Genomic DNA, 18,606 nt, shown 5'->3' on the forward strand with positions numbered 1-18,606 from the left:
AGGCGTATTCTACGCATTTCCTGGTGTTTGTCAATCACTGTTTTTAGCGAGTGAAGCGAGTGGGTTAAGAAAGCGAGATAACGATGCTTTCTTTATAACTACCCTAACTCTCTGACAAACCGAAGGTTTTCACCTTCAATCACCGCTGGTAACGCTGTGCGTCCCCGGCAGCGGATGCGTACTTTACGGATTCGCTGCCGTCTTGGCAAGGGATTTTGTAAAAAAACGCCAACATTCGTCTGTTACTCTAATGCTGGCAGCATCACCCCCTCTATTTGAGCGTTATTTAAGCGCAGGAATTGCGTCAGGAACTAATGATTCGGTGCTGAGATCAGCAATCGTTCGCGCACCGGTGAGCGTCATCGCCACCTTCATCTCTTTTTCGAATAGCTCAAGCAGGTTAGCAACCCCCGCCTCACCTGCCGCTGCAAGCGCATAGATAAAGGCACGACCTATCAATGCTGTGTCTGCACCCATGGCAATCATTCTCACTACATCTAACCCATTACGCACACCAGAATCTGCCAGGATGGACAAGTCACCCTTAACTGCATCTGCAATAGCAGGCAGGGCACGTGCAGTAGAAGGCACGCCATCCAACTGACGGCCACCGTGATTGGAAACCACAATACCATCCGCCCCAAAGCGGACTGCATCACGGGCATCTTCAGCATCCAATATGCCCTTAATAATCATTGAGCCATCCCACTGCTCACGAATCCAATCCAGATCTTTCCAGGAAATAGAGGGGTCAAAGTTATCGCCAAGCCAAGCAATATAATCCTCAAGTTCTGTCGGCTGACCACGATAATCAGACACGTTGCCTAGGTCATGCGGGCGGCCACAAACACCGACATCCCAAGCCCAAAGAGGATGCAACGCAGCCTGAAGCATACGTTTCATAGGCCCGCTTTTGCCGCTCATGCCTGAATGGGCATCGCGATAACGCGCTCCAGGCACAGGCATATCAACGGTGAAGACTAATGTTTTAACCCCTGCCGCCTTAGCACGCTCAAGCACGTGCTTCATAAAGCCCCGATCCTTCAATACATAAAGCTGAAACCAGATGGGCCGCTCCACTGCCGCTGCCACTTCTGCAATTGGACATACGGAGACCGTCGACAACGTAAACGGTATGCCCTTCTTGGTCGCTGCCCGTGCTGCCTGGACTTCACCACGCCTAGCGTACATGCCTGTTAGCCCCACCGGCGCCAAGGCAAGAGGCATTGCCATCTTTTCACCAAACAGTTCGGTTTCCAGCGATAGCGACGACATATCCTTCAACACCCGCTGCCGCAACGCGACACCCGCTAGGTCTTCAACATTGCTCCGCAACGTATGCTCTGCGTATGACCCGCCATCAGCATAGTGAAACAGAAACGGGGGGATACGACGCTTGGCAGCTTGGCGGTAGTCCGTAGGTGATGAAATGATCATGGCAGGCCCTATGCAATAAATAGATGCACTATCTATAAGTACTATCTGTAAACGGTCATCGAAGCGTCAGTATTAGGCGCTTCAGATAAAAATTGGTTTTACCAATTTACAAAAAATTATCCTCAACAGTAATGAGGCGCCGCAGTCGTGTCAAACACGCATCGCCCACCATGGCATATTTCGGTCATATACTTTAGTTATAAGTCAAATAAACGGTGCCAATAGCTATCAATTTGCTAGCCTTTTACTGTTGAGACAAATCATTAAAGCCCTTATAATTGGTCTTACCAATTATAAGGGCCTGCACTAATGACTTATCCTCCGCTCCGCCAGCAGCGCTTGGCTGATGTGATTACCGAGCGCCTTGAAGCAATGATTCTTGAAGGTAGCCTCAAGCCTGGCCAGCGCCTGCCCCCAGAAAGAGAGCTTGCTGAACGGTTTGGCGTGTCACGCCCCTCTCTACGTGAGGCCATTCAAAAGCTTGCCGCACGAGGCCTGCTTACCAGCCGCCAAGGGGGTGGTACCTTCGTGAATGAAACGCTAAACAGCGGCTACACCGACCCTTTGTTGGAGATGCTTTCCCGACACAACGAATTTCATTTGGATTTGCTTGAATTTCGCGATGCGATGGAAGGCATTTCGGCTTATTACGCCGCGTTACGCTCAACACCAGCGGACAAAGCCGTATTAATCCAGCGTTTTGAAGAACTTGATGGTGGATTTGTGGGTGCCAACCCCGCCCAAGAAGCAAAACTAGACGCAGCCTTCCACCTTGCTATTGCAGAAGCCGCTCATAACGTACTGTTACTTCACACCATTCGAGGCATTTTTCATTTATTAGAGCAAAGCATCGTTGACAACCTCGCCCATCTTTTTGCAAAGCCCGACTCGCGTTCGCAGCTAATGAAGCAACACCGAGCCCTACTAGATGCGATTTTAGAAGGGCGTGCTGAAGATGCCCGCAGCCGCGCGCACGAGCACTTAGTGTACGTTGAGGAAGGCCTTCTCGAGATGGCCAGAGCGGAAACCCGCGCCCAGCGAGCACTGCGTCGTGCCCAAGGTACCAGCAGCACACCCGCATGAGTCGCTTACTTCGCCTTTCAGGTCACCGCTGGCGGCTACTCTGGCTAATCGCGATTCCGCTAGGACTGATGCTATGCATGTGGCAGGCCGCTCAACTGGCCCGCGAGCAGGCGCTATCAAACTTACAAGACGATGCCGAAAACGAGCTGCGGCTGTCGGCCGCCAACTTAAATGGTTACCTACTGCGCTATGATTATTTGCCACAAATGCTGGCGACCAGGGAAGGCGTACAACGTTTTTTAGATTCCCCAGACAGCCAAGACCCCATGCCGCTCAACTTACTGCTTGACCGTTTTCGCTTTACCTCTGGGGTCTCAGATGTTTATTTGCTTAACCGTGACGCCGATACCATCGCCGCCAGCAACTGGCACCGCCCTAATACATTCATTGGTCAAAACTACGCGTTTCGCAGCTATTACACCGATGCCATTACCGGGGGGCAGGGGCGTTTTTATGGCTTAGGTGTACAGTCGCTTGAGCGTGGTTACTATTTCTCAGCGCCGGTGTGGCTTGATGACACCTCGCCCGATGCAAAACCCGACGGTGTTATCGTCGTCAAAGTACTGCTCGACGATGTTGAAGAGAGCTGGGCTGAGCAGGACGCTGAACTGTTTGTCACCGATAGCGACAATATTATTTTCATGGCCAGCCACCCTGAGCTGCGCATGAATGCCCTCCACCCTCTTACCGACGGCCAACGCGACAGCCTACGGGCAACTCGTCGCTATGCAATGGAGCCTTTAACGCCTTCCGGCATTGAGCTTGAAGCCCCTTACGGGGCCGATAGCTATCTTGTTAGCTTTGCTAGCGGGCCATTAAGTGGTGGGCACTATTTAAGCCTTACGCGCCCCATCCCAGAGTTTGGCTGGCAAATGCATATTTTAAAACCACTGACTCCTGTGGTGAACGCCCAGTGGATCGCGGCGCTGATGGCGGGAGGCTTATATGGCGTGGTGGCCTTGGGCGGAGGCATTGGTTGGCAACGCTTGCGTTTACGCCGAGAGAGAGAAGCGTTTGCGGAACGCGAACGACAAACCTTAGCGAGAGTACGCGATGAACTAGAAGTCAGCGTTGAGCGAAGAACACGTGATTTAGTCGCCAGTAATCAGAGGCTTTCTGGTGAAATAGAAGAGCGGCGGCGAGCAGAAGCTAATCTACGCCAAACCCAAGATGAGCTGATCCAAGCGGCAAAGCTTGCGGTATTAGGTCAATTGGCTGCCGGTATTAATCACGAGTTAAATCAACCATTAGCGGCTATTCGCGCCTACGCTGAAAATGGTCGACGGTTTATTGAACTGTCGCGGGTGGACAAAGCAGATGCCAACCTAGCGCAAATTGTCGAGCTTACCCAGCGCATGGCCGATATTAGCGCCCAGCTGCGCCAGTTTTCTCGTAAGAGCAGCGAGCGTCAGGAAACAATCTCTGTCCAAGCCTGTATTGAGTACGCCCTGCGTTTATTCCACAGCCGCTTACGTGATGATGGCATCAGGGTGGTCCAACAATGGCCAGAGGAGACGCTTTGGGTTGAGGGTGATTTAGTCCGCCTAGAGCAAGTACTGGTGAATTTGATCAGTAACGCGTTACAGGCAATGAAAGAGGTATCGTCACCCATGCTGACGCTAAGCGTAGAAATAGCACAACAGCAAGTGATGATTAGCGTTGCCGATAATGGCCCAGGCATCCCAGAACAACACTTGGGCCAGATCTTCGAACCTTTCTTCACCACGAAAGCACCCGGCAGCGGATTAGGGCTAGGACTTTCGATTTCCTCACGTATTATGGAGGATCTGGGCGGCAAGCTGCAGGTAGCGAATCAGCCCACTGGCGGGGCGCGATTCACCATTACGCTACCCTGTTCAACAACACCTAACGTACTGCAGCCATACTCAGTCAAGGAGAGTAACAACCATGCATGAGCCGTCGACGCTGCCGGTCATGGTGATCGACGACGAACCGCACCTGCGTATCACCGCCAGCCAAACACTCGAACTCGCTGGCTACACGCCTCACTGTTTTGAGTCTGCAGAACAAGCGCTTGAGGCACTACCAGCAAACTTTCCCGGCGTCATCGTGAGTGATATTCGTATGCCCGGAATGGACGGTATGGCGCTATTACATGAATTACACAGCCGCGATGCCACACTGCCGATTATCTTAATCACTGGCCACGGTGACATCTCAACCGCGGTGGAGGCGATGCGTGCAGGCGCTTGGGATTTTCTGGAAAAGCCTTTCGCTGGGGATCAGCTACTCGATGTCGTAAGGCGAGGCATCGAAAAGCGCCAGCTAAGCCTGGAAAATTTGCGCTTAAAAGCCGAGCTTGAGGTTCAGCAGGCAGCCCTTGGGCCTCGTTTAGTCGGCCGTACCGCAGTGATTTCTCGCCTAGCAGCAATGATTCAACGCATCAGCCAAGTAGAGGCTGATGTGCTCCTATTTGGCGAAACCGGCACCGGAAAAGACCTTGTCGCCCGCGCCATTCATGAACGTAGCGTCCGACGCAATAGCCCGTTTATGGCGATAAACTGCGGTGCAGTGCCAGAAAACACCATAGAGTCAGAACTGTTTGGCCATGAGAAAGGTGCTTTTACCGGCGCAGTAGAACGGCGAATTGGTAAATTCGAGCATGCCAATGGTGGCACCGTGTTCCTGGATGAAATCGAATCAATGCCATTGGCACTTCAGGTGAAGCTATTGCGCGTATTACAAGAGCGTAGCGTCGAGCGTCTTGGGGCCAACGAGACGGTGCCACTCAATATACGAGTGATTGCGGCCACCAAAGTGGACCTTAAAGCTGCTGCTGAAGAAGGGAGCTTTCGCGAAGATCTCTACTATCGACTCAACGTGGTCACCCTGCCACTGCCCGCACTGCGCGAACGACGCGAGGACATTCCCCTGCTGTTCCAGCATTTCGCCGTGGTCGCTGCCAACCGCAGTGGCTTAGAAGCCCCTACCCTGGATAGCCACTCAATTGCCGCCCTGCTGGCTCACGACTGGCCTGGTAATGTTCGCGAGCTGCGTAACCTTGCAGAGCGTTATGTGCTATTGGGAGCAGCCTTTGACTACCGTCTGGATGCGCTACTGGAAGGGGCCAACGCCGACACCGAAGAGCCCACGTTGCCGCGCCAAGTAGAGCTATTTGAAAAGAGCCTGATTAGCCAATCCCTGTCCCGCCATCATGGGCGCGTAACCGACGTATGCCGTCATCTGGGAATACCCCGCAAAACCTTCTACGACAAACTCAAAAAACACAGTTTAAGCGCTGATGATTATCGCCATAGCAGCGACCCTTGATGAAACAACTCAATCAACACGTCCCACGGTGGTACCCAGGGCACCAAGGTAAATAGCGCAATCAGCATAAAGACATTCGATAGTGGGCGGCGGCCATCGCCAAGCTTAAGTGCGGTGCCAAAAGAGCGCTTTAACCGCGCGCCTTCTAGGTCCACGCTGAAAAGTTCGTCCAGGCTTAAATGAATGATAAATCCTAGCAGTACCGCTGCACTATGGCACCAGGCCAGCCAAGCTGGCTGTGCCAGCAGATGAAAACTAAACGCGGCAGTCATCAGCGCGCACAGCACAGCCGCCATCAATGAGTGCCAAATACCTCGATGAACCGTTAGCCGTGAGAACACCACCGCCGCAAAATAACGCACGCTAACGTAAATGCCACCACACGCCACTAGCAACAAACCTGGTGTTAACCAGGGCTGCAACAACAACACACCAAGCACCAGTGAAGGCACCGATAAAAGATTAAAAATCAAACGGATAGATCGTGATCGATCAGCATCTATGTCAGGCAAAATACCGCCAAAGGCTACCAGAGCAATAATTAATAGCGCCTGAGTCGCTGGCCACCACTCAGCCTGCCAGCCAGCATAAGCCATGAGTACGCCGCCTGCTGCTGCTACCGTAATGTGCGTGCGAAAATTCGCCATTAGCGCGGCATCCTGGAAAACTGGATAAATTACCAGATTTTTGGCTGCCGCAACATGTCTATTTAAGAAAAAAAGAGTGTTAGGCCAACTGCTTAGCGCCTGTATGAAGAAATTTACTGAGCGAGGAACTGATCTTTTAACTTAACGTAGTTACCTGCCGTGTAAGGAAAGAAAGCGCGCTCTTTATCTTTAAGTGGACGCAACGCTTTCGCCGGGTTTCCCGCATATACATGACCGCTTTCCAAACGTTTGCCCGGTGTAACAACTGCGCCAGCCGCAATAATCACCTCATCCTCGACAACTGCTCCATCCATCACAATTGCCCCCATACCCACCAAAATACGGCTACCCAGCGTACAGCCATGCAAAATCGCTTTATGGCCAATGGTGACATCATCACCAATCGTCAGTGGAAAGCCATCAGGATTGAAATCGCTGGCATGGGTAATATGCAGCACGCTGCCATCCTGCACGCTAGTGCGAGCACCAATGCGGATCTGATGCATATCTCCCCGGATCACGGTCATCGGCCAGACCGAGCAGTCATCGCCCAGCTCTACATCACCTATTACCACGCTAGCGGGGTCGACATAAACCCGCTTACCAAGGCGAGGCGAAATACCTTGAAATGGTCGTAAGGCATTGCTCATTGCACACTCCTGCTTAACGCTATTGGATTAAAATATTCAAGAACTATAGCAACCCGCCGAGCAATACAATAAACGTCAGCGGAATCGACACCCAGCGGACAATATTACGCCAGAGTGCATAGCCACTCTCCCCAACACCCAATGCCTGTACAACCTGCACGCGGGGCATCACCCAGGCCGCAAAGATAGCAATCAACAGCCCACCCATAGGTAGGAAAATATCGGGCGGAATACTACTAACTAGCTCAAACACATTGCGTCCGAACAACGGCCTGAAATCGGCAAGCGTGGAAAACGAGAACGCCGAAAGCAGCCCTAACAACCATACGCTAAGCGCCACGACGGCCGTTGATATACTGCGACGCCATCCAAGCCCTTGCAGCGTTGCCACCATGGGTTCAGCGAGGTTAATCGCTGAGGTCCAGGTAGCCAATAAGAGCAACAAAAAGAATACACTTAACCAAAATGCTCCCCAAGGCAGCTCAGAAAAAGCAATTGGCAACGTCACAAACATCAACCCTGGGCCGTCAGCAGGGTCCATACCTTGGGCAAATACCACCGAAAAGATTGCAATCCCTGCTAATAAAGCGACGCTGATATCGAGCATTGCAACTGCAAACGCGGCTTTCGGTAGGCTCTGCTCATCAGGCATATAAGCCCCATAAGCCATTAGCGCGCAGGCCCCAACGGCAAGGGTAAAAAACGCATGTCCCATGGCATGCAACACCACTGAGGTCGTTACGTCGCCAAACGACGGTAAAAACAGCCATGAAAGCGCCGTACCAAATCCGTCGGTGGTCGTGGCATAACCAGCCAGTAGCAACAATAAGCCATACAGCAGCGGCATCAATAGGTTGTTCAACCTCTCTAGGCCTTTGGCAACGCCCGCCGCCACTACCGTCATGGTCATAAATAGGAATAACGAGTGGTTAAAAATCAACAGGCCTGGGTTTGCCAGAAACGCATCGAAACCCGCACCTATTTCTGCGGCACTTGCACCATCGAAATTTCCGTTTATTGAAGCGACTAAAAACTCAATCGACCAACCTGACACCACCGAGTAAAACGATAAAATACAGAAGACGGTGAAGGCTCCAAATAAGCCTAACCAGCGCCAGTGCCGAGAAGCGCCGGCTTCTACAGCCAGCCTACTCAGCGCTTGCATAGGCCCCCGTCGCCCAGCCCGGCCAATTAAAATCTCGGCCATCATTACAGGGATACCTAACAGCAGTACAAACGCCACATAGATCAATAGAAATGCCGCACCACCGTTCTCGCCTGCAACATACGGGAAGCGCCAAATATTACCCAACCCAACTGCAGCCCCCGTTACCGCTAAGATGAAGGCTCGCTTTGACCCCCAGCGCTCCAGCGTTTCACTCATCACTTGCTCCTACCATTGGTGGCACTAATTGGCGACACTAAAAGGCGGCAAGACTAGCAGGCGCTTACGCCTAGGCCAAACCCTGGTGTAAGCCACAGTATTCAGCCCAGACATTGAAACACGGCCTCACCGCCCGCACTGTGTCATTATTATTGCGTTTTTATGCGCCACTAACGTATTTAAAAACGTTACGAGTTAAAAAATTAATGCCTACGAGGTGCCTATGTCCCGCAATCCGTTGCTAGAGCCGCATGAGCTTCCCCCTTTCGCTGACATTCGCGCTGAACACGTCGTGCCTGCGGTAGAAACGCTGCTGAATGAAAGCCGGGAAGTCATTGACCGACTCGCTCAACAGGCCGCCACAGTGCCACCACATTGGGATAACTTTGCTGCGCCGCTAGAGGCTGTTAATGACCGGCTTACCCAAGCGTGGTCGCCCATCTCTCATCTCAACGGCACGATGAACACCCCCGAACTGCGGGAAGCTTATCAGGCATGCTTGGAACAACTCTCGGCGTTTAGCACCTGGATGGGACAACACGAAGGACTCTTTAAGGGCTGGCAAGCGCTTAAGCAGGGTGATGCATGGGCAAGTCTAACGCCTGCTCAGCAACGCACGGTAGAAAACACTTTACGCGATTTCCGCTTAGCCGGTGTCGATTTACCTGCTGACAAAAAGGCTCGCTACGGCGCGATTCAAGCGCGCCTCTCCACCTTATCCAACCAGTTTTCAAACAACGTGCTCGATGCTACCCAAGCTTGGCATAAGGATATTGACCACCTTGATGCACTTGCTGGCGTTCCGGAAAGCGCCCTTGATACGCTAAAAGCAACCGCCCAGGCAAAAGGCGTCGATGGCTATCGCATCACCCTAGATTTCCCAAGCTTTTTCCCCATTATCAGTTATGCCGATAACCGAGAGTTGCGGCGTGAGGTATACACCGCGTTTGTCACTCGTGCTTCCGATCAAGGCCCAGACACAGGCAAGTTCGATAACGCTCCCGTTCTTGAAGAGATTTTGGCACTCCGCCAAGAGCTCGCCCACTTGCTGGGCTTTAAGACCTACGCCGATTACTCGCTCACCACTAAGATGGCCGATTCTCCCGAGCAGGTGCTTGAGTTTTTGAATGACCTAGCTCGCCGTGCCGTTCCCCAGGCCACGGAAGAAGTCGCGGAGCTCAGCGACTATGCTCGTGAAGCATTAGGGATTGAAACGCTTGAGCCATGGGATGTGCCCTATGCCAGTGAAAAACTACGCGAGGCACGTCACTCCATCTCACAAGAGCAGCTTCGCCCTTACTTCCCAGCGCCACGGGTGGTGGATGGGCTATTCCAGGTAGTAGAACGTCTTTACGGCGTTCGCGTGGAAGCAGCACCTGATGCGCCTAGCTATCACAACGATGTTCAATACTTCCGCATTACAGAACAAGGTGAGCCGATCGCCGGTTTCTATTTGGACTTGTATGCTCGCGAAAGCAAGCGCGGCGGAGCATGGATGGCCGATTGCCGAGTACGCCGCCAAACTGAAAACGGCCTACAGCTGCCAGTGGCATTTCTGACCTGTAACTTTACCGCCCCAGTGGGCGACAAACCCGCTCTGCTAACCCATGATGAAGTCACCACGCTGTTTCATGAGTTCGGCCATGGCTTGCATCACATGCTGACCAAACAGGACATTGCCGATATCTCTGGCATTAACGGTGTTGCTTGGGATGCGGTTGAACTACCCAGCCAATTCATGGAGAACTACTGCTGGGAACGCGAAGGACTAGACCTGATCGCCAAGCATGTCGATACTGGCGAGCCCCTGCCCGCTGACCTGCTAGCGCGTTTACAGGCTGCCAAAAACTTCCAATCAGCAATGGGAATGGTGCGCCAAATAGAGTTTTCATTATTCGACTTGCGCCTGCACCATGAGCTGGAAGCGCCCAGCGCCAGTGACGTTCAAACGCTATTGGATGACGTACGTAGCCACACCTCGGTCGTGCCGACAGTTGGCTTTAACCGCTTCCAGAATAGCTTTAGCCATATTTTTGCGGGTGGCTATGCGGCGGGCTATTACAGCTACAAATGGGCGGAAGTACTTTCTGCCGATGCTTGGAGCGCGTTCGAGGAGGCAGGGATTTTTGACCCTTCCACTGGCCAACGCTTCCGTCAGGAAATTCTAGAATCAGGCGGCGTGAGGGATGCCGCCGAGCTATTTCGCGCTTTCCGAGGCCGTGAGCCAAGCGTAGAACCATTATTACGCCATAGCGGTATCCGCGCAGCCTGACGTTTATTTTCACTATCACCGGGTGCGGTATCTGTCTTGTTACCGCACCCTTGGAGCCTGTTATGTCGAGTGTGAAACGCTTTATTGCTGGGGTAACCTGCCCACGCTGCGCGGCCATGGATCGGATTCGCGCCTGGGAGCAAAACAACATTCGCTACCGGGAATGCGTTAACTGCGATTTTTTCGAGCAGTTGCCGATTGAAGATGAGGCAGCACCAGAGCTAACTACCCGCGTTAACCAAGTACGCGAAGAGCAAAAAACGCAGGATGTACAGCCCGTACGCATTCTCGACCCTGGCAAACCTAAACGTTAACCACCTATTCCAAGCATTTATGTCACCGCTTTTAATTTAAGCCTCCACCACGCTGGAGGCCAAGCCACTCCTCACTCCTCACTCCTCACTCCTCACTCCTCACTCATGAAAGTGTGCGAAAAACCACACACTAACGAACCTATAGTGTGCGAAACCCCAGACACTTAACGTTTTTTTAGTTTCAACCAAAGTTGAATAAGAGAACTTTAAGCTACTGATTTTAATAATCAGCCCGCCTATTGGCATGACTATCGCTCTATGTAAATTGCTTAAGATAAAGCCACTGGCAGTGCCAGCACGCCAGACGATAATCCCAATAACAGCTTAGGAAATCTCGCCATGCGCAATATGATGCCTAAAACCGTCGCCTTTCTTGCCAGTAGTGCCCTTCTAGCAGCAGGCACTGCCCAAGCAGACCGCTCAGAATGGCCCGATAACTTCACTGTCGGTACCGCCAGTCAAGGCGGCACCTACTTCGTTTATGGCTCAGGCTGGGCTAACTTTATTGCTGATGAGCTAGACGTTTCAGGCGGTGGTGAAGTCACAGGCGGCCCAACTCAAAACCTAGCGCTCGTACACAGCGGCGATATGGCCTTTGGTCTTACCACGATGGGCCCAGCGTCGGATGCTGTTAAGGGTGAAAGTCCACTAGCGCCAGGCCTGGCAATGGACAATGTTTGTGCACTGTTCCCGATGTATGAAACCCCCTTCTCTATTGCCGCTCTTTCGAGCTCAGGCATTGAGTCCATCGCTGACATTCCTGATGGCGCGCGCATCGGGTTCGGCCCAGCAGCTTCTACATCAGACACTTACTTCCCCGCTATCCTCGAAACGCTGGGCGTTGAGTTTGATCGTCGTAATGGCGGCTGGTCTGACTTAGGTGGTCAGCTGCAGGATGGCCTGCTGGATGTGATCGCGTTTGCAGCGGGTATTCCGATTCCGGCCGTTAGCCAACTCGAAGTGCAGACCGATGTGAACATTATTGAGTTTACCGAAGAAGAGATGGCCACCGTCCTGGACGCCTTCCCGGTTGCTGAATTCACTATCCCAGCGAGCACTTACACCACACTGGAAGAAGACGCACGCGCTGTTTCTATGTGGAACTTTGCCATTGCGGGCTGTGATCTGCCGGAAGACTTTATCTATGAAGTCACCAAAGCCACGATGGAAAACAATGACCGTATGCGCTCAGTGCACCGCAGCGCTGAAACCACCATTCCAGAAAACATCGTCCACAACAATGTGCTGCCCTTCCATCCGGGCGCCGCACGCTGGTATGAAGAGAATGGCTACGACATTGATGATGACATGATCAACTAAGCCAAGCCCCTCTTCACGCTGCCCTGTTTTCCGCTGGCCGGATGGGGCAGCGTTCGCTACCGCCTCTTTTTTGCTTTTGCTGTGAGGGTGACCTCTGATGAGTCACAATACCGATCAAGACCCCAACGGCCTCAAGGATGATGCCCAAACTGCTTCATCGATACCCGAGTCAATTGCCGAGGGTGTCGATGAAGAGGTTGTCGAGTCCAACCGCCGTGTGTTTGTTGGCTGGCAGTTTTTTTTGTTTGCTGCACTGGCCATTGGCTATTCAAGCTTCCACCTGTTTTCGCTCAATGTGTACCCGATGGAAACCTGGTCGTTTCGCATTGTACATATCGCTGGTGCGCTCATTTTAGGGTACGGGCTGTTTGCCGGTGCTCGCTTTGCAGAAGATGATCAGCAAGCCTCCCCTGCATGGCTCAAATGGGCCAGCTATGCGCTCTTAGCGCCTGCGATCTATTCACTTATACAAGTCTTTTTGATGCAGCAAACACTCAATGGCGGTGCGATGCGCATTGATCCAAGCATTGAGACACTGCATTACGGCTATCCACTCATAGCCACCACGGCAGCAGCCATTGCCCTGTCTTGGTTCTATCGGCAGGCACGCCACCGCTTTAATCCCGCCGACCTCGTTTTAATGGTGTGTGCCATCGCCAGCGCTGCTTACTTGTTGATGGCCTTTAATACCAATATGCGCATGTCGACAGGCACCTCGTTTGCTCCTCCCGGCATTTCTTGGGCGGCCATTGCGGGCTCACTGCTGATTCTAGAGCTAACTCGTCGGGTGGCTGGTTTAGCATTGGTGGTGATTTCAGCGGTTTTCCTGGTCTATGTCTTTGCTGGCCAGTATCTACCAGGTTTCCTAGGCTACCCAGGTTTATCTGTGCAGCGCTTCTTTAGTCAGGTCTATACCGATGCAGGCATTCTTGGCCCAACGACGGCGGTGTCATCGACCTATATCATTTTGTTTATTATTTTTGCGGCGTTTTTACAGGCCTCGAAAGTAGGTGATTACTTCGTCAACTTCGCATTTGCAGCCGCTGGCCGTGCCCGTGGTGGCCCGGCGAAGGTATCTATTTTTGCTTCCGGCTTAATGGGCATGATCAACGGTACGTCAGCGGGCAACGTGGTATCGACTGGCTCGCTTACCATCCCATTGATGAAAAAAGTCGGCTATCCAGCGCGCAGTGCTGGTGCCATTGAAGCAGCGGCGTCCACGGGTGGTCAGATCATGCCGCCCATCATGGGGGCAGGCGCCTTTATCATGGCGGAAGTCACCGGCATTCCTTATACAGAAATTGCAATTGCGGCGGTCATTCCAGCCATTCTTTACTTCGCCTCTATCTACTTTATGGTGGATTTTGAAGCGGCGCGTAAAGGCATGCGTGGCATGCGTAAAGATGAAATTCCGCTATTCTCCAAACTAGTAAAACAGGTCTACCTATTCGCCCCCATTATCATTCTTATTGTCGCTCTCTTTATGGGCTACTCCGTCATTCGTGCCGGTACACTAGCGACAGCATCAGCGGCAGTTGTCAGTTGGATCTCACCCAATAAAATGGGTATTCGGGCTATTTTGAGAGCACTCCAACTAGCGGGCATAATGTCGATTCAGATCATTGCTGTCTGTGCTTGCGCAGGCCTTATTGTTGGCGTCATATCGCTGACGGGCGTCGGCGCGCGCTTCTCTTCACTGCTGTTAGGCCTTGCAGGGGTTAGCCAGCTATTGGCATTGGTCTTTGCGATGTTGATCAGTATCCTGCTCGGCATGGGCATGCCTACGACGGCAGCCTACGCGGTAGCAGCATCGGTAGTGGCACCCGGCTTGATCAATATCGGTATCGAGCCGCTCGTCGCACACTTCTTTGTGTTCTACTTTGCGGTCGTGTCGGCCATTACGCCGCCAGTGGCGTTAGCATCTTACGCCGCCGCCGGTATTTCTGGGGATAACCCCATGGGCACATCGGTCGCTTCGTTCAAAATTGGTCTTGCTGCATTTATCGTGCCGTTTATGTTCTTCTACAGCCCAGCCATGCTAATGGAAGGCTCCGCGATGCAAATACTGCGTGTCGGTGTGACCGCCACACTGGGGATCATCTTGCTTTCGGGCATGGTGCAAGCATGGTTCTTTGGGCCGGTAAACACCTTACAGCGTGTGGTTATGCTGGTCGGTGCGCTGTTTATGATTTACGGCGGCATTTACAGCGATATTGCTGGCCTGGCCATTGGCGCAGCGCTGTTCATTATGCAGCGTAAACAGCATGGCAATAAGGCGACACCCAGCACCACATGACGGCGCAATCTGCTATTCACTCAACCACTAGCCGTTAATCGCCCAACGAAAACGCCCGCTCGAGTTTTATCGAGCGGGCGTTCTTATTGATCACTAAGCTAGGTTCTTTAAGGGCGTACTAGCCTCTCAGATTATCAACAATTTTCAGTACGGGTGCTGCCTGATTAAGCGTGTAGAAGTGTAGACCAGGCGCACCACCATCAAGTAGGCGCTCACACAAACGGCTAACAACATCCGTACCAAAAGCGGCAATAGCGTCACTATCATCACCATAAGCTTCCAACTGCTTGCGAATCCAACGGGGAATTTCTGCGCCACAAGCATCTGAAAAACGCGCCAATTTGGTGTAGTTAGTAATCGGCATAATGCCTGGAATAATAGGCTGCTCAACACCTAGCGCTCGGGCTTTTTCAACAAAATGGAAGTAGGCATCCGCGGTAAAAAAGTACTGGGTAATGGCCATGTTGGCACCAGCCTTCATTTTACGGGCAAAGTTTTCCACATCCTTATCGAGATTGGGTGCCTGTGGATGAGATTCAGGATAAGCAGCCACCGCAATATCAAAATGGTCACCGGTTTCCGCACGGATAAACTCTACAAGTTCGTTGGCGTAGCGCAACTCACCAATGCTTCCCATGCCCGATGGCATGTCGCCACGTAGCGCCACTAAGCTGTCGACACCCTCTTCACGATACTGCGCTAGCAGGTCGCGCAATTGCGCTTTTTCACTGCCAATGCAGGAAAGGTGTGGCGCTGTCGTAATGCCGCTTTGGCTAACGGTGCGCACAATATCGCGTGTGCGCGCTTGAGTGGAACCACCGGCACCATAAGTGACCGAGAAAAAGCGCGGATGTCGAGCGGCCAGTTCATCGCGCACGTGCATTAACTTCTCTCTTCCCGCATCGGTATTGGGCGGAAAGAATTCAAAGCTAATACCTAACGGGTGCTCTTGACTGCTCATGGGACTTCCTCGCAAAGCGTTAACATCGTGATAATTTAGGTTATTCTCCTCTTTCCGCCGCGCTGGAGCTAATGAAAGATTCCACAGTCGGCCTTTAATTCGGCTCATGTTAGCTATTTACGCAACTACTTAGCTATTCACACAACGACGTCGTCACCTAACGACTCAGGATGCAGAAATGGATTTAGCGCCAAGTGCCCTAATGGGGCCACTGTTGATGTTATTGGGGTTTGTAGGATTGGGGTGGATTGCTGCACAGCGCTTAAAAATCGACCCACGCCCCATCGCCACACTATTGGTATACATGATTGCACCACTCACCATTTTCCGCGCATTAATGAACGGCGGCCCAACACCAGATTATCTACTGTTAACACTGGCGCTGTTCAGCTTGGTGAGCATCATGGCGCTGGCCGTGCGCTGGTTTACCCAGCACCGCTTTGGGCCTCAGGAGGGGGCACTTTTAGCGTTCTCTTCTGGCACTGGCAACACGGGTTACTTTGGCCTGCCTGTGGCGCTAATTTTACTGCCGCCAGAAGGTGTCACGCTTTATCTATTCTGCATGTTAGGGATTAATCTATATGAGTTTACGGTGGGATTTTACTTAAGTGCGCGTGGCCACTTTTCCATTCGCCAAAGTCTGATCAAAATTGCTCGACTGCCGTTGGTCTACGCATTTTTGTCTGCGCTGCTGCTGAGTGCACTCAACGTGACACTTCCCAGCGCACTGATGAACTCGCTTGACGTTTTCCCCGCCACCTACACCCTGCTAGGCATGATGATTATTGGCATGACCCTTAGCCAGGTTACGCTTGATGCTTGGGATTCCCGCTTTGTTGCCACCTGCGTAGGCTTACGTTATCTACTTTGGCCGCTGGTGATGCTAATCGCCGTTTTATTACTTCAAGCCTTGGGCTCGCTTGCACCAGAACTCGGTATGGCGTTGTTACTGTTAGGCGTCGTACCCATGGCCTCTAACGTGGTGGTGGTCGCGATGGAGCTAGGGATTCAACCGCAAAAAGGAGCATTAGCGGTGCTTACCACCACGCTATTAGCGCCATTACTAATTCCTCTCTATCTTCACCTAATGCTGCAACTTACCGGGCTAGGCCTCTGATTGGGTTAAAAGCCTTCAACCCCCGCCAGCTTTAGCTGAGCGGCCATCCGCTGCACGTCTGGATGGCTGAAAAATGCCACCAGCGCGTCAGCACGCACGGAGCCAACGCCGGGTTCGGCTTGCCAATCTGAGTGTGTGTAACCTGCTAACGTATCCCAATCCCCTAGCTGGGCGCTGCCACCTGGTGGTATCCCTAACGCCCCTAACCACTGAGCATAGGAGGCCGCCTGTGCGGCCTGGAACTGAGCGACAAGCGCTGCTGAACGAACGCTTCCCACGCCATGTGCCCGCTGAAGCTGTGCCGGCGTTGTTGCCAGCCAGCCTAGCAGTTCGGTCACAACACCTGCCTCCATAAGCGCTTGCCAGGTGCCCTCTCCCACGCCCTGCATGTTTAACTGATCGCTTAAGAAGCTAAGCCGCGCCAGCAACTGCGCGTCGCACTCCGCGGTGAGTGTAAAACAACTTAATAGGTGATAACGTTCTGGCGAGGGAACGCCAAGGGCCGCTCGCTCGTCGGTTTGCCAAACAACTTCTGTTGCCTGGGGAATGGTGAGACCCGCCAGTGTGATCGCGATATGATCACCCGGGCGCACATCCCATGCTTCCCAGCGCTCTAGAGACCCCAGCGACACACGACTAATACGCCGTCCTTCTAGCGTGATTGGATAAAGCCACAACAGCGGCGTCACGCGCCCTGTTCGGCCAATGCGAAACTCGACGCCACGAACCTGAGCTAACGCCTGCTGAGCGGGATACTTCCACGCAACAGCCCACTCCGGCGGCGATGATGACCAGCGTTGAACCCCAGGGCGTTCGGACTGTTTCAGTACTACTCCATCGGTGGCGAACGGCAATGGGCCGTTAAACCACGTATCGCGCCAGTTGGCGGCGTCATGCTGGGCATTGATAGGGTGGGTGTAATCGGCGGTATCAAAGCCTAACGCGGTCAGTTGGCCTAGCCTTTCATTCATCTCTCTCGGCCCTTCTGGCCAATCCCAGATAAACAGCCCGATACGCTCACGGGTTTGCCGCGAAGGTGATGCCTGAGCCATGGCCCCGGCAACAGCACCTCGCGCGCCAGAGGCGGGACTCTGCGACTGAATATGGCCATTTAATATCCAGTAGAGTTCGCCCTGGAATACGGCGGATAGCGACGTTGGCAGTGTGTTTGGCACGGCGGGAAGCTGCTGTACACGAGCCGTCCAGTTCTGCCCGCGTTCACCGTCACCGCGGCTAACCGCTTCGACCAACACGCCCTCTTCGTAGCGTAGCGTTATCGCGACACCATCGACCTTAGGCTGAATCCAAAGATCGTCCCGGCGGCTAATAAAGCGTCGCACACCGTCATCATCGGCTTTATTCAATCCCGTTTGCGCCACGGGGTGATCTAGAGTGCCAGCGCTACGGGTGACTCTGGTTAGCGGTCGCTGCCGGGCCGCTTCACCCAGGCAGGCTTGCCAGTTTGCTAGCCGAGCGACCGCTTGATCGTAAAGCTCATCATCAATCAGTGACTCGCCCTGATCGTGATAGGCAGTATCCCATCGAGCAATTTGCTCAGTCAGTGTTTCGCTCTCTTGCGCTAGCCGTTCACGGGGCCAGTCAGGGCACACATTGGCCTGTGCGGATAAGGTGACACTCGGTAAGCACGCACTTAACAACACTGCGCTTAATAGCGTTGCTCTCCCCAATATTAGTCTCAATAAAGCGGTGATCAGTAGCCAACGCTTGTATGCTTTTCTGTTGGTATCCATACGCTCTCTCTCGGCACCCTGTCGCGGCGCTTCCCTTTTAACTAGCAGCGTCTAATAAAACGCCAGATGAGAAGAGTGACCTT

14 protein-coding genes are annotated in these 18,606 nt (G+C 52.8%); 8 read left to right on the top strand and 6 right to left on the bottom strand.

Features of this window, described 5'->3' with window-relative positions:
- Window positions 1-282: 282 nt before the first annotated feature.
- Entirely contained in the window at window positions 283-1,437 is a 1,155-nt protein-coding gene (gene lldD, locus INT19_RS06725; protein WP_083000277.1) for an FMN-dependent L-lactate dehydrogenase LldD, read from the bottom strand.
- Between the two features lie 309 nt (window positions 1,438-1,746).
- Here lldD and INT19_RS06730 point away from each other — a divergent pair, with 309 nt between their 5' ends.
- The 3 genes from INT19_RS06730 to INT19_RS06740 are packed head-to-tail and all read left to right on the top strand — an operon-like array spanning window position 1,747 to window position 5,811.
- Complete coding sequence (locus INT19_RS06730) at window positions 1,747-2,520, top strand: GntR family transcriptional regulator (RefSeq protein WP_009724995.1); 774 nt, start codon at window positions 1,747-1,749, stop codon at window positions 2,518-2,520.
- On the top strand, window positions 2,517-4,436 hold the full coding sequence (locus tag INT19_RS06735; RefSeq protein WP_193060201.1) for a sensor histidine kinase: 1,920 nt from the start codon (window positions 2,517-2,519) through the stop codon (window positions 4,434-4,436). Before INT19_RS06730 ends, INT19_RS06735 begins: the two co-directional genes overlap by 4 nt.
- Complete coding sequence (locus INT19_RS06740; protein WP_083000271.1) at window positions 4,429-5,811, top strand: sigma-54-dependent transcriptional regulator; 1,383 nt, start codon at window positions 4,429-4,431, stop codon at window positions 5,809-5,811. The genes INT19_RS06735 and INT19_RS06740 overlap by 8 nt, the downstream gene beginning before the upstream one ends.
- Here INT19_RS06740 and INT19_RS06745 read toward each other — a convergent pair.
- From INT19_RS06745 to INT19_RS06755, 3 genes are all read right to left on the bottom strand, one after another.
- Window positions 5,787-6,458, bottom strand: a complete 672-nt coding sequence (locus INT19_RS06745) for a metal-dependent hydrolase (RefSeq protein ID WP_083000269.1) — start codon at window positions 6,456-6,458, stop codon at window positions 5,787-5,789. The genes INT19_RS06740 and INT19_RS06745 overlap by 25 nt on opposite strands.
- 113 nt (window positions 6,459-6,571) lie before the next feature.
- Window positions 6,572-7,108, bottom strand: a complete 537-nt coding sequence (locus tag INT19_RS06750) for a gamma carbonic anhydrase family protein (protein WP_083000267.1) — start codon at window positions 7,106-7,108, stop codon at window positions 6,572-6,574.
- Window positions 7,109-7,151: 43 nt separating this feature from the next.
- Window positions 7,152-8,492, bottom strand: a complete 1,341-nt coding sequence (locus INT19_RS06755) for a sodium-dependent transporter (protein WP_083000265.1) — start codon at window positions 8,490-8,492, stop codon at window positions 7,152-7,154.
- 223 nt (window positions 8,493-8,715) lie between these two features.
- Here INT19_RS06755 and prlC point away from each other — a divergent pair, with 223 nt between their 5' ends.
- The 4 genes from prlC to INT19_RS06775 all read left to right on the top strand — a co-directional run bounded on the left by prlC (window position 8,716) and on the right by INT19_RS06775 (window position 14,694).
- A complete protein-coding gene (prlC, locus tag INT19_RS06760) occupies window positions 8,716-10,764 on the top strand; it encodes an oligopeptidase A (protein WP_193060202.1) in 2,049 nt (682 codons plus the stop codon).
- Window positions 10,765-10,826: 62 nt separating this feature from the next.
- Window positions 10,827-11,078, top strand: coding sequence for a YheV family putative zinc ribbon protein (locus tag INT19_RS06765; protein WP_009725002.1), 252 nt, complete (start codon window positions 10,827-10,829; stop codon window positions 11,076-11,078).
- 339 nt (window positions 11,079-11,417) lie between these two features.
- Window positions 11,418-12,398 (top strand): TAXI family TRAP transporter solute-binding subunit, encoded by a 981-nt coding sequence (locus INT19_RS06770; protein WP_083000262.1) that lies wholly within the window; start codon window positions 11,418-11,420, stop codon window positions 12,396-12,398.
- A gap of 97 nt (window positions 12,399-12,495) precedes the next feature.
- Window positions 12,496-14,694 carry a TRAP transporter permease gene (locus INT19_RS06775; RefSeq protein WP_083000260.1) on the top strand — a complete coding sequence of 733 codons (2,199 nt, stop codon included), beginning with the start codon at window positions 12,496-12,498 and terminating at the stop codon, window positions 14,692-14,694.
- 118 nt (window positions 14,695-14,812) lie between these two features.
- Here INT19_RS06775 and metF read toward each other — a convergent pair whose 3' ends face one another.
- Window positions 14,813-15,655 carry a methylenetetrahydrofolate reductase [NAD(P)H] gene (gene metF, locus INT19_RS06780; protein WP_038480077.1) on the bottom strand — a complete coding sequence of 281 codons (843 nt, stop codon included), beginning with the start codon at window positions 15,653-15,655 and terminating at the stop codon, window positions 14,813-14,815.
- A 178-nt stretch (window positions 15,656-15,833) separates the two neighbouring features.
- Here metF and INT19_RS06785 point away from each other — a divergent pair, with 178 nt between their 5' ends.
- Window positions 15,834-16,772 (top strand): AEC family transporter, encoded by a 939-nt coding sequence (locus tag INT19_RS06785; protein ID WP_083000257.1) that lies wholly within the window; start codon window positions 15,834-15,836, stop codon window positions 16,770-16,772.
- Window positions 16,773-16,777: 5 nt separating this feature from the next.
- Here the strand turns inward: INT19_RS06785 and ligB are convergent, their stop codons facing one another.
- Window positions 16,778-18,523, bottom strand: a complete 1,746-nt coding sequence (gene ligB / locus INT19_RS06790; RefSeq protein WP_226916956.1) for an NAD-dependent DNA ligase LigB — start codon at window positions 18,521-18,523, stop codon at window positions 16,778-16,780.
- Window positions 18,524-18,606: the final 83 nt, after the last annotated feature.

The sequence above is a fragment of the Halomonas sp. 3A7M genome, from assembly GCF_014897875.1.
Lineage (GTDB): Bacteria > Pseudomonadota > Gammaproteobacteria > Pseudomonadales > Halomonadaceae > Vreelandella.

Excerpts from the sequence above, each read along its gene's own strand:
- lldD (WP_083000277.1), bottom strand. The coding sequence starts at position 1,437 with ATGATCATTTCATCACCTACGGACTACCGCCAAGCTGCCAAGCGTCGT.
- INT19_RS06750 (WP_083000267.1), bottom strand. The coding sequence starts at position 7,108 with ATGAGCAATGCCTTACGACCATTTCAAGGTATTTCGCCTCGCCTTGGT.
- INT19_RS06755 (WP_083000265.1), bottom strand. The coding sequence starts at position 8,492 with ATGAGTGAAACGCTGGAGCGCTGGGGGTCAAAGCGAGCCTTCATCTTA.
- INT19_RS06730 (WP_009724995.1), top strand. The coding sequence starts at position 1,747 with ATGACTTATCCTCCGCTCCGCCAGCAGCGCTTGGCTGATGTGATTACC.
- INT19_RS06785 (WP_083000257.1), top strand. The coding sequence starts at position 15,834 with ATGGATTTAGCGCCAAGTGCCCTAATGGGGCCACTGTTGATGTTATTG.
- INT19_RS06775 (WP_083000260.1), top strand. The coding sequence starts at position 12,496 with ATGAGTCACAATACCGATCAAGACCCCAACGGCCTCAAGGATGATGCC.
- ligB (WP_226916956.1), bottom strand. The coding sequence starts at position 18,523 with ATGGATACCAACAGAAAAGCATACAAGCGTTGGCTACTGATCACCGCT.
- INT19_RS06765 (WP_009725002.1), top strand. The coding sequence starts at position 10,827 with ATGTCGAGTGTGAAACGCTTTATTGCTGGGGTAACCTGCCCACGCTGC.
- prlC (WP_193060202.1), top strand. The coding sequence starts at position 8,716 with ATGTCCCGCAATCCGTTGCTAGAGCCGCATGAGCTTCCCCCTTTCGCT.
- INT19_RS06735 (WP_193060201.1), top strand. The coding sequence starts at position 2,517 with ATGAGTCGCTTACTTCGCCTTTCAGGTCACCGCTGGCGGCTACTCTGG.
- INT19_RS06740 (WP_083000271.1), top strand. The coding sequence starts at position 4,429 with ATGCATGAGCCGTCGACGCTGCCGGTCATGGTGATCGACGACGAACCG.
- INT19_RS06745 (WP_083000269.1), bottom strand. The coding sequence starts at position 6,458 with ATGGCGAATTTTCGCACGCACATTACGGTAGCAGCAGCAGGCGGCGTA.
- INT19_RS06770 (WP_083000262.1), top strand. The coding sequence starts at position 11,418 with ATGCGCAATATGATGCCTAAAACCGTCGCCTTTCTTGCCAGTAGTGCC.
- metF (WP_038480077.1), bottom strand. The coding sequence starts at position 15,655 with ATGAGCAGTCAAGAGCACCCGTTAGGTATTAGCTTTGAATTCTTTCCG.